At 58.2% G+C, this 13,859-nt stretch carries 11 protein-coding genes; 5 read left to right on the forward strand and 6 right to left on the reverse strand.

All coding sequences use genetic code 11. The features are described 5' to 3' along the window. Nucleotides 1-22 precede the first annotated feature (22 nt). Entirely contained in the window at nt 23-652 is a 630-nt protein-coding gene (locus AC0IXH_RS10230; RefSeq protein WP_471720393.1) for a DedA family protein, read from the forward strand. Nucleotides 653-672: 20 nt separating this feature from the next. Here AC0IXH_RS10230 and AC0IXH_RS10235 read toward each other — a convergent pair whose 3' ends face one another. Further along, nucleotides 673-1,455, reverse strand: a complete 783-nt coding sequence (locus AC0IXH_RS10235; RefSeq protein ID WP_471720394.1) for an SDR family oxidoreductase — start codon at nt 1,453-1,455, stop codon at nt 673-675. Between the two features lie 154 nt (nt 1,456-1,609). On the opposite strand from AC0IXH_RS10235, the gene AC0IXH_RS10240 reads away from it, so the two are divergent. Beyond that, nucleotides 1,610-3,424 (forward strand): glycoside hydrolase family 15 protein, encoded by a 1,815-nt coding sequence (locus AC0IXH_RS10240; RefSeq protein WP_471720395.1) that lies wholly within the window; start codon nt 1,610-1,612, stop codon nt 3,422-3,424. Between the two features lie 184 nt (nt 3,425-3,608). Continuing rightward, nucleotides 3,609-4,919, forward strand: coding sequence for a L,D-transpeptidase family protein (locus AC0IXH_RS10245; protein WP_346594998.1), 1,311 nt, complete (start codon nt 3,609-3,611; stop codon nt 4,917-4,919). Nucleotides 4,920-4,967: 48 nt separating this feature from the next. Here the strand turns inward: AC0IXH_RS10245 and AC0IXH_RS10250 are convergent, their stop codons facing one another. Together AC0IXH_RS10250 and AC0IXH_RS10255 are read right to left on the reverse strand one after the other, a co-directional pair. Beyond that, nucleotides 4,968-5,975, reverse strand: coding sequence for a DUF481 domain-containing protein (locus AC0IXH_RS10250; RefSeq protein ID WP_013201392.1), 1,008 nt, complete (start codon nt 5,973-5,975; stop codon nt 4,968-4,970). Between the two features lie 109 nt (nt 5,976-6,084). Beyond that, complete coding sequence (locus AC0IXH_RS10255; RefSeq protein WP_041692244.1) at nt 6,085-7,110, reverse strand: CorA family divalent cation transporter; 1,026 nt, start codon at nt 7,108-7,110, stop codon at nt 6,085-6,087. A gap of 225 nt (nt 7,111-7,335) precedes the next feature. Between AC0IXH_RS10255 and AC0IXH_RS10260 the strand changes: the two genes are divergently transcribed. After that, entirely contained in the window at nt 7,336-8,946 is a 1,611-nt protein-coding gene (locus tag AC0IXH_RS10260; RefSeq protein WP_346565946.1) for an inorganic phosphate transporter, read from the forward strand. Between the two features lie 13 nt (nt 8,947-8,959). Beyond that, on the forward strand, nt 8,960-9,880 hold the full coding sequence (ppk2, locus tag AC0IXH_RS10265; RefSeq protein WP_013201389.1) for a polyphosphate kinase 2: 921 nt from the start codon (nt 8,960-8,962) through the stop codon (nt 9,878-9,880). 80 nt (nt 9,881-9,960) lie between these two features. Here ppk2 and AC0IXH_RS10270 read toward each other — a convergent pair whose 3' ends face one another. The 3 genes from AC0IXH_RS10270 to rhlE all read right to left on the reverse strand — a co-directional run bounded on the left by AC0IXH_RS10270 (nt 9,961) and on the right by rhlE (nt 13,700). Next, nucleotides 9,961-11,163, reverse strand: coding sequence for an MFS transporter (locus AC0IXH_RS10270; RefSeq protein WP_471720396.1), 1,203 nt, complete (start codon nt 11,161-11,163; stop codon nt 9,961-9,963). A gap of 65 nt (nt 11,164-11,228) precedes the next feature. Continuing rightward, nucleotides 11,229-12,191 carry a tRNA dihydrouridine(16) synthase DusC gene (gene dusC / locus AC0IXH_RS10275; RefSeq protein WP_471720397.1) on the reverse strand — a complete coding sequence of 321 codons (963 nt, stop codon included), beginning with the start codon at nt 12,189-12,191 and terminating at the stop codon, nt 11,229-11,231. 60 nt (nt 12,192-12,251) lie between these two features. Further along, on the reverse strand, nt 12,252-13,700 hold the full coding sequence (gene rhlE, locus AC0IXH_RS10280; RefSeq protein ID WP_471720398.1) for an ATP-dependent RNA helicase RhlE: 1,449 nt from the start codon (nt 13,698-13,700) through the stop codon (nt 12,252-12,254). Nucleotides 13,701-13,859: the final 159 nt, after the last annotated feature.

The following is a 13,859-nucleotide window of genomic DNA, read 5'->3' on the forward strand; positions in this document are numbered from 1 at the left end:
TGCGCATCGACCGGAGGAGATCATGCATATGGACGTCAACAGTCTGATATCACAATACGGTTACTGGGCGCTGTTTATCGGCTGTATAGCCGAAGGGGAAACCTTCACCTTGCTCGGCGGTATTGCCGCGCATGAAGGGTTATTACATTACGGCTGGGTGGTGCTGGTGGCGATGGCCGGTGGCATTCTCGGTGACACCGCGCTGTTCTTTATCGGGCGTCACTACGGCGACAGCCTGCTAAAACGCTTTAAGAAACACCAGAAGCAGATCAATAAAGCCAACAAGCTGATCCGTAAACGACCGGTGCTGTTTGTGATTGGCGTGCGCTTTATGTACGGCCTGCGCATTGTCGGCCCGATCATCATCGGGGCCAGCAAGCTGAAGCCGCAAAAGTTCCTGCTACTGAACGTGATTGGCGCGGTGCTGTGGGCGGTGATCTTTGTTTCTCTCGGCTATCTCGGTGGCCAGGTGATTGCGCCATGGCTGCATACCATCGATCGCCATCTGAAGCAGATTTTCTGGGTGGTATTGAGCCTGGCGCTGGTGTGGGGCGTGCGTCTCTATCTGAAGCGGCGCTCAAACAATGAGAAAGACGACGAGGACGAGAATCAGGGTTCTCAGGATGAAAGCAGCAACCGACCGCAACACTAGCGCAGCCGGTTGCCCGGCATTCAGTCTGAATTCTGCATAAAGAATTGCGGGTTCGCCAGCATGAACCCGCCATCAATCACAAAGGATTGCCCGGTGGTGTAGCTTGACCATTGCGAGCAAAGCCAGGCGACCATACTGGCGATTTCGCGGGTGTCACCCGGACGGCCTGCCGGGATTTCCGGAATGGATACGGTGCGGGCATCGTCATTGGTCATTTGATTCATGGCGGTGGCAATCGCGCCGGGTGCTACCGAGTTCACCAGAATATTGTGTTTGATCAGGCTGAGCGCCATCGATTTGGTTAACCCGCCCAGCGCGTGCTTGGCAGCGGTGTAGGAAATGGATCCGGGCAACGGCGTGTGTTCATGCACCGAGGTGATGTTGATAATCCTCCCGCCTTCGCCCTGGGTGACCATATGCCGTGCGGCAATCTGCCCGCAGACAAACGCGCCGTCGACGTCGACGGAAAAGACTTTCCGCCACTCTTCAAAGCTGGTGTCGAGAAAGTCAGATTTGAAATTGGCACCGGCATTGTTCACCAGCACGTCAATCCTGCCCAGTCGGGCAATCAGCGCCTGTAAAGATTTACCCCCTTCCTCGGGATCGCCCAAATCCAGCCGTTCAATTTCGGCTTTTTTGCCGCGCTCGCGCACCTGCTTTGCGGTTTCCTGCGCGCCTTTCTCATCGGAACGCCAGGTAATGCCAATATCGAAGCCTTGTTCCGCCAGCATGATGGCGCTGGCCTGGCCAATACCGGAACTTGATGCGGTGACAATAGCGACCTTATTTTGCGGTGTACTCATGGTTCTCTCCTGTAACGGGTTGAAGCCTCAGGCAAGTATAGAAGACGAAATGTCAGCCCGGTTTACATCTGGTTGCGGATGCGCGCCGCCACGGCCCGGGTTCCATGACTATAGTTAACCCTTCTGAAGGACGTTCTTAACGCCGGGGAGCAACATGAGTGACATTAAACGGAAAATTGAAGACCACGGCGTGATCGGTGATCTGCGCACCTGCGCATTAATCGCCAACGACGGCACGCTGGATTATTTTTGCTGGCCGGATCTGGACAGCCCGTCGGTCTTTACCGCCCTGCTGGATGGCGATGAAGCCGGCGTTTTCAGCATCGAACCTGACTGGCAGGATGTGCGCCGCCAGCAGCTTTACCTGCCGGATACCAACATTCTGCAAACCCGCTGGCTGGCCAAACAGGGCGTGGCGGAAATCACCGACTACATGCCAATTTGTCATCAGGATGAGGATCAGCCGCGCATTGTCCGCCGGATAAAAATGGTTCACGGGCACGCCACCCTTTCCCTGCGCTGCTCGCCGGTCCATGACTATGCCCGCGCTGACACCCGCGCCAGCCTGAAAGACGGCAGCGTGGAGTTCAGCGCTGTAGGCCAGCCCACCCTGCGCCTGTGCGGCAACGTCACCTTTAGCCTGAATGGCGCGGCGGCGGAGTCCCGCTTTACCCTGCAAGCCGGGGAATCGCGCGAATTTATCCTCGGCAGCGCCGACGACCGGCATCTCGATGAAGAGAGCAGCGAACAGTGCTTCCAGCAGACCCTGCACTACTGGCGCCACTGGAGTTCGAAAAGCACCTATAAAGGGCGCTGGCAGGAGATGGTCAACCGTTCGGCGCTGGCCCTGAAGCTGCTGACGTCCCGCAAGCATGGCTCGATCGCCGCGGCCGCCACCTTTGGTCTGCCGGAGGAGTTAGGCGGTGGACGTAACTGGGATTATCGCGCCTCCTGGCTGCGTGACGCGTCGTTCAGCATGTATGCGCTGATGCGGCTCGGTTATATCGATGAAGCCAAGCACTTCACCCATTGGGTTGGGCGCTGCGTGGAAAACAGCCATCACGATATTGAAAAACTGCAGGTGATGTATCGCCTCGACAGCGGCACGGAACTGCAGGAGAGCGAACTGCTCAATCTGTCGGGGTATGCCAACTCCACGCCGGTCAGAATTGGCAACGATGCCTGGCGGCAGACCCAGCTGGATATCTATGGCGAGCTGATGGACGCGATCTATTTAGCCAATAAATACGGCGAAGCGATTTCGCATCGTGGCTGGACCCATGTCAGCAAGATGATTGATTACGTCAGCGAAAACTGGGAGCAGGCTGACGCCGGGATTTGGGAGATGCGCGGCGAGCCGCAGCATTTCCTGCACTCGCGGCTGATGTGTTGGGTGGCGCTGGATCGTGCGGTGCGCCTCGGCGAGAAACGCTCGCTCTCCTTCCCGTACGACCGCTGGTGCAGGGCACGGGATGCGATCCGCGAGGATATCTGGACCAATTTCTGGAACGAAGATCGCGGCCATTTTGTCGCCACCCGCCACGGTAACTTTGTTGATGCGTCGATGCTGCTGATGCCGCTGGTGCGCTTTGTCGGCGCCACCGATCCGGACTGGATTTCCACATTGGATACCATCAAAGAGAAGCTGGTGAGTGACGGGCTGGTACGGCGTTACAACCTGGAAGAGACCCCGGCCGACGGGCTGGAAGGCGATGAAGGCTCTTTTACCGCCTGTTCATTCTGGTACGTGGAGTGCCTGGCGCGGGCCGGCCGGGTGCAGGAAGCGCACTTTGAGTTTGAAAAGCTGTTGAGCTATGCCAATCCGCTGGGGCTGTATGCCGAAGAGTTTGACCATCAGGGACGCGCGCTGGGCAATACGCCGCAGGCCTTGAGTCACCTGGCCCTGATCAGTGCCGCCTTTTTCCTCAACCGAAAACTGAGTGGCGACGATCCGCTGTGGCAACCGTGACGGCAAATCGTGCGGTTTGCCCGGCGTCAGCCGTTTTCCCTGACCATTTTGCGTAAAGTTAGTTCAACTGTTACAAATCCTGGTTTCTTCCTAATGGGTTATGACCATATAATGTGCAGCCGGTTGAACCTGACCGGCCACAGGCTCATTTATCCACTGTTACAGGCGCTTCATTTTAAAGAATATGAAAAAAAGCATTCGCGCGTTAGCCACCTTAGTGCTGGCCTTTACGGCATACAGCCAGTCAGCCTCTGCGGTTGTTTATTCCCTGCCTGCGGCCAACAGCCGTGTGATCGGCGAGAACCTGCAGATCACCGTGCCTCAGGACAGTAAACTCCCGCTGGAAGCTTTTGCTGCACAGTACCAGATGGGCCTGAGCAATATCCTCGAAGCCAACCCAGGTGTTGATGTTTACCTGCCAAAAGCCGGAACCAAGCTGATCATTCCTCAGCAGCTGATCCTGCCAGACGCACCGCGCGAAGGCATTGTGATCAACAGCGCCGAAATGCGTCTGTACTACTACCCGAAAGGCACCAAAACTGTGGTTGTCCTGCCGGTCGGTGTGGGCGAGTTGGGCAAAGATACCCCAATCAACTGGACCACCACCGTTCAGCGTAAGAAAGACGGTCCAACCTGGACGCCAACCAAAAAAATGCATGAAGATTCTGTGGCTGCGGGCTCCCCTCTGCCAACCATCTTCCCTGCTGGCCCGGATAACCCGATGGGCCTGTACGCGCTGTATATCGGCCGCCTGTATGCCATCCACGGCACCAACGCCAACTTCGGTATTGGTCTGCGTGTGAGCCACGGCTGTGTGCGTCTGCGTGCTGACGACATCAAATGGCTGTTCGACAACGTGCCGGTCGGCACCCGCGTTCAGTTTATCGACCAGCCAATCAAAGCGACCGTTGAGCCAGACGGCTCTCGCCTGGTGGAAGTGCATAACCCACTTTCCCAGACCGAAGAGCAGTTCAACTCTCGTGAGCCGGTGCCATTGTCTATCACCCCGGTGGTAAACAAAGTGATCAGCGATGCCAGCGTCGATACTGCGGCGATGGAAAACGCACTGAAAGCCCGTACCGGTATGCCAACCAAAGTGAACGGTGCGGCGGATAATCAGCCTTCAGCGCCACTGGTGGTGCAGGAGCAGGAAGGTGCGTTGCCACATGAAGAGCCAATGACGCCAGTGACCCCACAGGGCGCGAACGTGATGGATCCGAATGCTGCGCCGGCCGATGCCCAGCCTGCAGCCCCAGCGGACACCACTGCACCGGCTGCTCCGGCTGCACCGGTCAATCCAGAGAACGGCGATCCGGCACAGCAGGCGCCGCAGAATGCGCAGCCAGCCGCGCCAGCAGCCCCTGCACAGCCAAACGACAGCACCTTTGTGGTGCCAAAGCAGCCTGGTCCGATTTACGAATCTAAACCGGCTTCCGTACCGGCTAAAGCCACCGCACCTGTTGCGGTTGCACCGGCAGCAAACACCCAGTCTTAAGCGACTGGGTGATAAAAAAACGGGCCTGATGGCCCGTTTTTTTTTGCTCTACCACTTCACGCCCAGCCCGGTGGTGAAATCCCGCTCGTTAAGGGTATCCCGGGTACCGCTGACCAGATTATGGCGGTAAGTGATATTCAGCGACGACCAGTTGTTAAGCTGGTAGCGTAAGCCCACTTCCGCATCCAGACTGACCACCCCATCGTCGTCCAGCGAGTGGCCAAGCTCACCGTCGGTGAACAGGGTCAGCTCTTTACCGCGCAGGAAGCGTTGATAATCCCAATGCACCGACGCGCCATAGTGACGGTCGGAACTGCCATCGCTGTAGGCATAGCCAAAGGCGCCGCCGAGAAGCGACAGTGAAAACGATCCCAGCTCATCATCCCAGAACTGATAGCCGGGCCCGGTGCCAATCAACGCCTGGCGGGAAAGATCTTCCACCCAGTCACGTTTATAGGTTGCCCGCCCCTGCCAGAAATACTGGTCGCGAAACATATAGTCCAGCGAGTATCGCAGACTGTAGTTATCGGTATTCAGGCTGTCGTCTTCTTTCTCGCGATCGTAAGTGCCGCCGAGGTCGTTGCGCCACTTGCCCACGTTGATCTTGTTGCTGAACGCCAGGTTGTAATCCTGGGTGTGCGTGGAGGCTTTTTTCAGGCTGACGCCGGCATCGACCTTCCCTTGCCAGTCCAGCTTATCGGACGGCTCTTTCGGCTTCATAAACTGTTCGAACTTGTCGACCGCCACCCGCTGCTGGTCATTGCCCCGACGCACGACGATATAGCCTGCATCGGCCGCTTCCAGCCGGGCCTGAATCTGTGGCGTATTTTTACCGGTGCTGACATCCAGCTTGTCGCTGGACAGCGTGCTGACCGCGCTCCAGTTGAGGGAAACCGTGCCGCCATAAGGCGTGTCGATCAGCAGCTTACCGTCGCTCAGTGAACGCACCTTGCCGCTCAGACGATCGCCGTTTTTCATCCAGACGGTATCGGCCTGCGCCAGGCCGGGCAGCAGCAGACAACCGGCCAGCAGGTGAATGGGCTTAGGGACAAACATAACCGGTAATTTTACCTTCAGCTGACGAGACGAAAGACCTCCCTCTTTATACACCAGTGGATCGCCGGCGCGGTAATCTGAGGGAAATTTTCCGATAAATCAGATGGGGTTAGAGTTTATCCCGCCGCCGCAGCGTCAGCCAGGCGGCGATACAGGTAAACAGCGTCACCAGTAACACCAGCAAAATAAAACCGTGCGGATTGTTGGCCAGCGGAACGCCGCCAACGTTCATGCCAAAAAAACCGGCGATAATGTTGATCGGCAACGCCAGCACGGTGATCACCGTCAGGGTAAACAGCGTGCGGTTGCTCTGCTCCATCTGCCGGGAAGCGATCTCTTCCTGCAGCAGGCGGATGCGCTCCGTCAGGCCAATCAGATCGTTCAGCACCACGGTGAACTCCTCGGTGAACTGGCGTAAATCCTGCACCACCTGGCGGTCCAGCCAGCCCGGCGGGCGGTTGATCAGCCGGAACAACGCTGCCGGTTCCGGTGCCAGTAAGCGCTGAAAACGTAACAGCATCCGCCGCAACCGACCCAGCTCGCTGCGGTTGCTTTTGATATGGTGGCTGAGCAGCCGCTCTTCGATCTGATCGACCACCTGATTGGCCTGACGCACGATCTGCTCCAGCACCGTTTCCTGCTCTACCAGTAAATGGGTCAGCAGCTCGGTCGAGGAGTGCAGCACCAGCTCATCAAGCTTGTCGTTTAACCGTTCAATCAACCGCACCGGCTTAAAGCGGGCGCTAACCACCAGCCCGGCGCGGCACCAGATCCACAGCGTGGCGTTCTGTTCGCTGTTTTCCCGCGCATCGAAAATCACGTCGTTCAGCACCGCCATCAGCGCATCGTTCTGCCGCTCGATGCGGGTACTGTGCGAACCGTGTTGGATCTCATCGAAGAAGTCTTCATCCACCGCAAAATTGTTCTTCAGCCAGCGCGCAGAGGCGGCATGACTGAGGTTGACGTGCAGCCAGATAAATCCTTCGCCCTGCTGCTGTTGCCAGGCCTGGCAGGCCTGCTGAGCCGTCAGCGGCCGCGGCTCCGCGCCGCTGTGGAAGCAATAGCCGTAAATCAATCCGGCGACATCATCGGTAAAGTCGGGTTTCTGAATGGTCAGTGGCTGGCGATGGGTCATAGTCAGGCGGGCCGTCAGTAAAGTGTCACCGAACGGTAACGCAACTCTATTACAGAGAGTTGACTGCCAGCGGCACAGCACCGTTAAATTTTCGATCCAGCCGCTTCTGGAGGCGACGATCAACTTCATCTCTTTGTCACAAAACCTGCGTACACCGACTGTGAGACGTCATTCTCACCAAGGCGTCAGGTCAGTTTTCCTTAGCCAACCCGTTCACGAGGTTTTATGAGCCATAACAGTGCGATTCAGCAGGGCCAGGCCAGCGCCGGGCGCCCGCCTATTTATGGGAAAAATAGCCGCTTCTCGGTGATGTTGTTTATTCTGCTGGTGATCCTGGGGATTGCCTTCGCCGGCGTTAACCTGTTCAACGATGTCAGCGATGCCGGCGGCGTGGTCACCAGCTATGTTCCCTTCCTGCTGTTGGGAATGGCGCTGCTGATTGCCCTCGGCTTCGAGTTTGTTAACGGCTTTCATGACACCGCCAATGCGGTTGCGACCGTCATCTACACCCACTCAATGACGCCGAATATCGCGGTGATGTGGTCCGGCTTCTTCAACTTCCTTGGGGTGTTGATGTCCAGCGGCGTGGTCGCCTTCGGCATCATCTCGCTGCTGCCGGTCGAGCTGATCCTGCAAGCGGGAACCGGCACCGGCTTCGCCATGGTGTATGCCCTGCTGTTCTCGGCCATTATCTGGAACCTCGGCACCTGGTGGTTCGGCTTGCCGGCCTCGTCGTCCCATACGCTGATTGGCTCGATTATCGGCGTGGGTGTGGCGAATGCCTTGATCCATGGCCGCACCGGCACCAGCGGCGTGGACTGGGGACAGGCGCTGAAAGTAGGGTATGCCCTGCTGTTCTCGCCGATTATCGGCTTTGTGTTCTCCGCCGCGCTGCTGCTGATTATGAAACGGCTGGTCAAAAAGCCCGAACTGTACACCGCGCCCAAGAGCAACGAGAAGCCGCCGACCTGGATCCGCGGCTTGCTGATCCTCACCTGTACCGGCGTTTCCTTTGCCCACGGATCGAATGATGGTCAGAAAGGGATGGGCCTGATCATGCTGATCCTGGTCGGCACCATGCCTATCGCCTATGCGCTGAACCGCTCAATTCCGGCGGAACAAAGCCCGCGCGTTGCCGCGCTGGCGACCGTGACCCAGCAGCAGCTGCTGCAACTGTCGCCGGGCGTCACGCCGCCCGCCGCGCCGCATACCGTGCTGACCGACTATGTGCGGACCGGCACCATGAATGCCAACGTGATACCAGCGCTGGCGGCGCTAACGGGCGCGATCGGTAATCAGATCCGCCAGTACGGTACGGTCGAAAAGATCCCCGCTCAGGCGGTGTCGAATACCCGAAACGATATGTATCTGGCCTCCGAAACCATCAAGCATATGAAAAGCGATGAGCAGCTAAAAATCCCGGCGCAGACCCAGCATGACCTTGATGCGCTGAAGGTCGAGCTGGATAACGCCACCCGCTTTATCCCGTGGTGGGTGAAGGTGGTGGTGGCCATCGCGCTGGGCCTCGGCACCATGGTCGGCTGGCGTCGTATCGTGGTCACCGTGGGCGAAAAAATCGGTAAAACGCACCTGAATTATGCGCAGGGTGCCAGTGCAGAACTGGTGGCGATGGCCACCATCGGCGCGGCGGACGTTTTCGGCCTGCCGGTTTCCACCACCCACGTGCTCTCTTCTGGCGTCGCCGGCACCATGGCCGCCAACCGCTCCGGCCTGCAAATGTCGACCCTGCGCAATCTGCTGATGGCGTGGGTGCTGACGCTGCCGGTCTCCATTTTGCTTTCGGCCACCCTTTACTGGCTGTTTACTCACTTCTAATCGGGAGAAAACTATGGCTATGCAAGGTAATGATTTTAGCAACGAGCATTTCCACCAGCGTCTGCTGCAGGAGTTCTATGACAGCTACGACGAAGAGCTGGAAATGGAACTGGATGATATCCGCTTCGGCGAGCAGCAGCAGGCCCCTGAACCGGGTGAAAAGGCCTGGCGTAAATACTACTTCCGCGAGCTGCTGCGTCTGCAGGGCGAGCTGGTGAAGTTGCAGGACTGGGTAACGCGCACCGGCCACCGGATGGTGATCATTTTTGAGGGGCGGGATGCCGCCGGCAAAGGCGGCGTGATCAAGCGCATTACCCAGCGCCTGAACCCAAGAACCTGCCGGGTGGCGGCCCTGCCTGCGCCCAACGATCGCGAGCGCACACAGTGGTATTTCCAGCGCTACATTGCCCATCTGCCTGCCGCGGGCGAAATCGTGCTGTTCGACCGCAGTTGGTATAACCGTGCCGGGGTGGAACGGGTGATGGGCTTTTGTAACGATGCCGAAGTGGAAGAGTTTTTCCGCAGCGTGCCTGAGTTTGAAAAGATGCTGACCCGCAGCGGCGTGCAGATTGTGAAGTACTGGTTCTCGATTACCGATGAAGAGCAGGAACTGCGCTTCTTAAGCCGCATTCACGATCCGCTTAAGCAGTGGAAGCTCAGCCCGATGGATCTGGAAAGCCGCCGCCTGTGGGAGGATTACACCGAAGCGAAAGAGATTATGCTGGCGCGCACCCATATCGACGAAGCGCCATGGTGGGTGGTTCAGGGCGTCGATAAGAAGAAGGCGCGACTGAATTGCATCAGCCATCTGCTGCGTCAGGTGCCTTACGAAGATACGGAAGAGAAGAAAATCGCCCTGCCGCCGCGTGAGCGTAACGAGGATTACCGCCGCTCGCCGGTGCCGGACAATATGATCGTGCCGGAAATCTACTAAACAAAACGGGCGGAGAGCCAGCCGACGTGCCAGGGTCTGGTCGTCGTTGTCTCTCCGCCCGTCTATTGATGCGGCCGGGATTATCGCCAGGTGGTCACCGTTTCTCGTTGGGCGATCAGCTGCAGCCGGAGCGTCAGCGCAAAGGCAAACAGCACCACCACCGCCGCACCAAGATAGATCGAATCCACGCCCCAGTGCCCAATCAGCAAACCGGCAATCGGCCCGGTGATCCCCAGACCAAAATCGAGGAAGGCAGAATACAGCCCCAGTGCCGAGCCCTGATTTTGCGGTGCCACCTGACGGATGGCTTCCACGCCCAGCGCCGGGAATATCAGCGAGAAGCCCGAACCGGTCAGGAAGGCCCCGGCATCGACCATCAGCACCGAACCGCCCTTCCAGATCATCACCAGCCCGATACATTCAATCGCAAAGGAGACCAGCGAAACGCGAATGCCGCCAAAGCGGCCAATATAGCTGCTGAACACCAGGCGCATGGCGATAAAACCGAGGCTGAACAGCGTCAGTGAGAAAGCGGCACCGCGCCAGTCATGGCTGGCGAAATACAGGGTAATAAAGGTGGCGATGGTGCCGAAACCGACGGTGCCCAACCCCAGGCACAAGCCATACACCCAGATGCGGGAAAAGACCTGATTGAACGGGATGCGCTGCCCAACGGCCACCACCACCGCAGGACGTCTGGTCGCCAGCCAGAAGCCGAAGATCGCCATCAGCATGATCAATACCGCAAAGCCGGGGATGCCGAACATCGAATTGAGGATCACCCCCAGCGGCGCACCCACTGCCATCGCCAGATAGGTTGCCACGCCGTTCCACGAGATCACCCTCGCGCTCTGCACCGTGCCGACAATATTGATGCCCCAGAGTATCGAGCCGGTGGCGGTCAGGCTTTCGCCTAAACCGAGGAAGATACGGCCGATGGCCAACAGAATCAGGCTGGTTAACGGTGTGGCTTGGTACATCACCGCCAGCAGGGTGAACAGCCCGCTGGTGCCGCACAGCAGCAGCCCCACCAGCACCACTTTTTTCGGTCCCAGCAGATCGGCATAGCGCCCCGACTGCGGACGGCTAATCAGCGTAGCGAAATATTGCAGGCTGATAATCAGGCCAGCCATAAACGAGCTGTAGCCGAGCTGGTTATGCACATAACCCGGCAACACCGCCAGCGGCAGACCGATCGACAGGTAACAGAAGAAGGTGAAAACCACCACAGAGATGATGCGTTTATTGAGCTGTGCATTGGATAATGCGGGGGTCGAAGACATACCGGCGCCAGGAATTAGTGTGTGATGTAGCTCACATCATACCCTTAGCACGCTAAGATATCCCCTTAAGAATTGTGATAAATGTGACTGGCAGGTTGCCAGGCAGTGATGAACCGTTGGATCTCGTTCGAGGTTTTTAGCGCACGAATGTGACTGAACAAGTCGCTGGCTTCGTCATACTCTTTGCGCAGATAGCTCAGCCACTGTTTGATGCGGGCAACGTGATACAACCCGGTGTCGCCTTCCTTCTCCAGCAGCACGTACTTTTTCAGCAGCATCACCACCTCGGGCCACGGCATACGCGGCTCGTTGTATTTGATCACCCGGCTCAGGTTCGGCACATTGAGCGCCCCACGGCCAATCATTACCGCATCACAGCCGGTCACCTGCATACAGTCCTGTGCGCTCTGCCAGTCCCAGATTTCGCCGTTGGCGATCACCGGAATGGTCAGCCGCTGACGGATCTCGCCAATCGCCTGCCAGTTAATGCGCTCGGGTTTGTAGCCGTCTTCCTTGGTGCGGCCGTGTACCGCCAGCTCCGTCGCGCCAGCCTGTTGCACCGCATCGGCAATTTCAAACTGCCGGTCACCGGATTCCCAGCCCAGCCTGACCTTCACCGTCACCGGCAGATGCGCCGGCACCGCGTCACGCATCGCTTTCGCTCCGCGATAAATCAGCTCGGGATCTTTCAGTAAGGTCGCCCCACCGCCGCTGCCGTTGACCGTTTTGGACGGGCAACCACAGTTGAGATCCGCGCCCCACGAACCCAGTTCCACCGCGCGCGCAGCATTTTCTGCCAGCCATTGCGGGTATTGACCCAACAGCTGGATGCGCACAAGCGTGCCAGAAGAGGTGCGGCTGGCATGGTGAAGTTCAGGGCAAAGGCGTTGGAAGGATTTAACCGGCAATAGCTGGTCGACAACCCGGAGAAATTCGGTGATGCAGAGATCGTACTCGTTGACGTCGGTGAGCAGTTCGCGCACCAGAGAGTCCAGCACGCCCTCCATCGGGGCAAGTAAAACGCGCATGTCACAACCTGTTCGTAGCGTTGAGAAGGGGGATCTGGCGATCCCCCCCGGAAGAAGTGCTTAGGCTGGGTTAGAGCGGCGCTGACGGGTTTTGTTGGTACGTGGTGCCCCGTTGCTGCTGCCTTCAGTGCGGGCAGAACCCGAACCTGCCGCCGCCGGACGACGCTGACCGTTACCCTGGCTACGTTCGCCAGTGGCAGACTGGCTGCGCTCGCCGCCGTTGCCGCCGCCGTTACCCCGACCGCCCTGACCGCTGCGATTTCCGCCGCCGCCTGGCGCACCGCGACCACGACCACCGCCGCCGCCGCCGCCACCTGCACCGCCACGCTGCTGCTGACGACCGTTAAGGATCGGCTCAGCTTTGATCGACGGATCCGGCTCGTAGCCTTCAATCGCCATACGTGGGATTTCACGCTTCAGCACGCGCTCGATATCACGCAGCAGTTTCAGCTCATCGACACAGACCAGAGACAACGCTTCACCAGTGGCTGCCGCACGGCCGGTACGGCCAATACGGTGCACGTAGTCTTCCGGTACGTTTGGCAGCTCAAAGTTCACCACGTGTGGCAACTCGGAGATATCGATGCCGCGAGCGGCGATATCGGTCGCCACCAGCACACGGATTTTGCCTTCTTTAAAGTCGCTCAGCGCGCGCGTACGGGCGCCCTGGCTCTTGTTGCCGTGGATGGCCGCAGACGTAATGCCATCTTTGTTCAGCTGCTCAGCAAGGTGGTTAGCACCGTGCTTGGTACGGGTGAAGACCAGCACCTGCTGCCAGTTATCACGGCCAATCAGGAACGACAGCAGTTCACGCTTACGCTTCTTATCAACCATGTGAACGTGCTGAGTGATCTGCTCGGAAGCAGTGTTGCGGCGCGCCACAGACACTTCTTCTGGATTGTGCAGCAGCTTCTCGGCCAGGCCTTTGATCTCGTCAGAGAAGGTGGCGGAGAACAGCAGGTTCTGACGCTTGGCAGGCAGTTTGGCCAGCACGCGACGGATATCGTGAATGAAGCCCATATCCAGCATACGGTCGGCTTCATCCAGCACCAGGATCTCAACTTTAGAGAGGTCCAGTGCGTTCTGATGTTCCAGGTCCAGCAGACGGCCAGGTGTCGCCACCAGCACGTCAACGCCGCTGCGCAGTTTCATCATCTGCGGGTTGATGCTCACGCCGCCGAAGACCACCAGCGAACGCAGATCCAGGTACTTAGAGTAATCCTGGACGTTTTCCCCGATCTGAGCCGCAAGCTCACGGGTTGGGGTTAAGATCAGCGCACGAACCGGGCGACGACCTTTTGGATGCGGGTTGTGGCTGCTCAGCAGCTGTAAAACCGGCAGCGTAAAGCCCGCGGTTTTACCGGTACCGGTCTGGGCGCTGGCCATCAGGTCGCGACCTGCCAACACTACCGGGATTGCCTGACGCTGGATCGGCGTAGGCTCGTCGTAACCCTGTTCTGCAACAGCACGCAAAATATCGGCATTCAGGCCGAGAGAATCAAATGACATAAAATTGACTGACTCCGGATCCGCCCTGATCGCGGTAAGCGATGTAGTTTCCAGGGGGAGAATATGACGCCAGGCTTCGCCTGACGTTTGAAAGGGAGCACAAACCACGGTGCGTAAGCGCCGGATTATAACAGATGTTATGCCCACACAGAGAGAGTT

Source organism: Erwinia sp. AC075, assembly GCF_979253995.1.

Bases quoted from the DNA above. Each gene is read 5' to 3' on its own strand.
- dusC (WP_471720397.1), bottom strand. From the start codon at position 12,191: ATGCGCGTTTTACTTGCCCCGATGGAGGGCGTGCTGGACTCTCTGGTG.
- AC0IXH_RS10250 (WP_013201392.1), bottom strand. From the start codon at position 5,975: ATGTTTGTCCCTAAGCCCATTCACCTGCTGGCCGGTTGTCTGCTGCTG.
- AC0IXH_RS10260 (WP_346565946.1), top strand. From the start codon at position 7,336: ATGAGCCATAACAGTGCGATTCAGCAGGGCCAGGCCAGCGCCGGGCGC.
- AC0IXH_RS10270 (WP_471720396.1), bottom strand. From the start codon at position 11,163: ATGTCTTCGACCCCCGCATTATCCAATGCACAGCTCAATAAACGCATC.
- AC0IXH_RS10245 (WP_346594998.1), top strand. From the start codon at position 3,609: ATGAAAAAAAGCATTCGCGCGTTAGCCACCTTAGTGCTGGCCTTTACG.
- AC0IXH_RS10230 (WP_471720393.1), top strand. From the start codon at position 23: ATGCATATGGACGTCAACAGTCTGATATCACAATACGGTTACTGGGCG.
- AC0IXH_RS10235 (WP_471720394.1), bottom strand. From the start codon at position 1,455: ATGAGTACACCGCAAAATAAGGTCGCTATTGTCACCGCATCAAGTTCC.
- AC0IXH_RS10255 (WP_041692244.1), bottom strand. From the start codon at position 7,110: ATGACCCATCGCCAGCCACTGACCATTCAGAAACCCGACTTTACCGAT.
- ppk2 (WP_013201389.1), top strand. From the start codon at position 8,960: ATGGCTATGCAAGGTAATGATTTTAGCAACGAGCATTTCCACCAGCGT.
- AC0IXH_RS10240 (WP_471720395.1), top strand. From the start codon at position 1,610: ATGAGTGACATTAAACGGAAAATTGAAGACCACGGCGTGATCGGTGAT.
- rhlE (WP_471720398.1), bottom strand. From the start codon at position 13,700: ATGTCATTTGATTCTCTCGGCCTGAATGCCGATATTTTGCGTGCTGTT.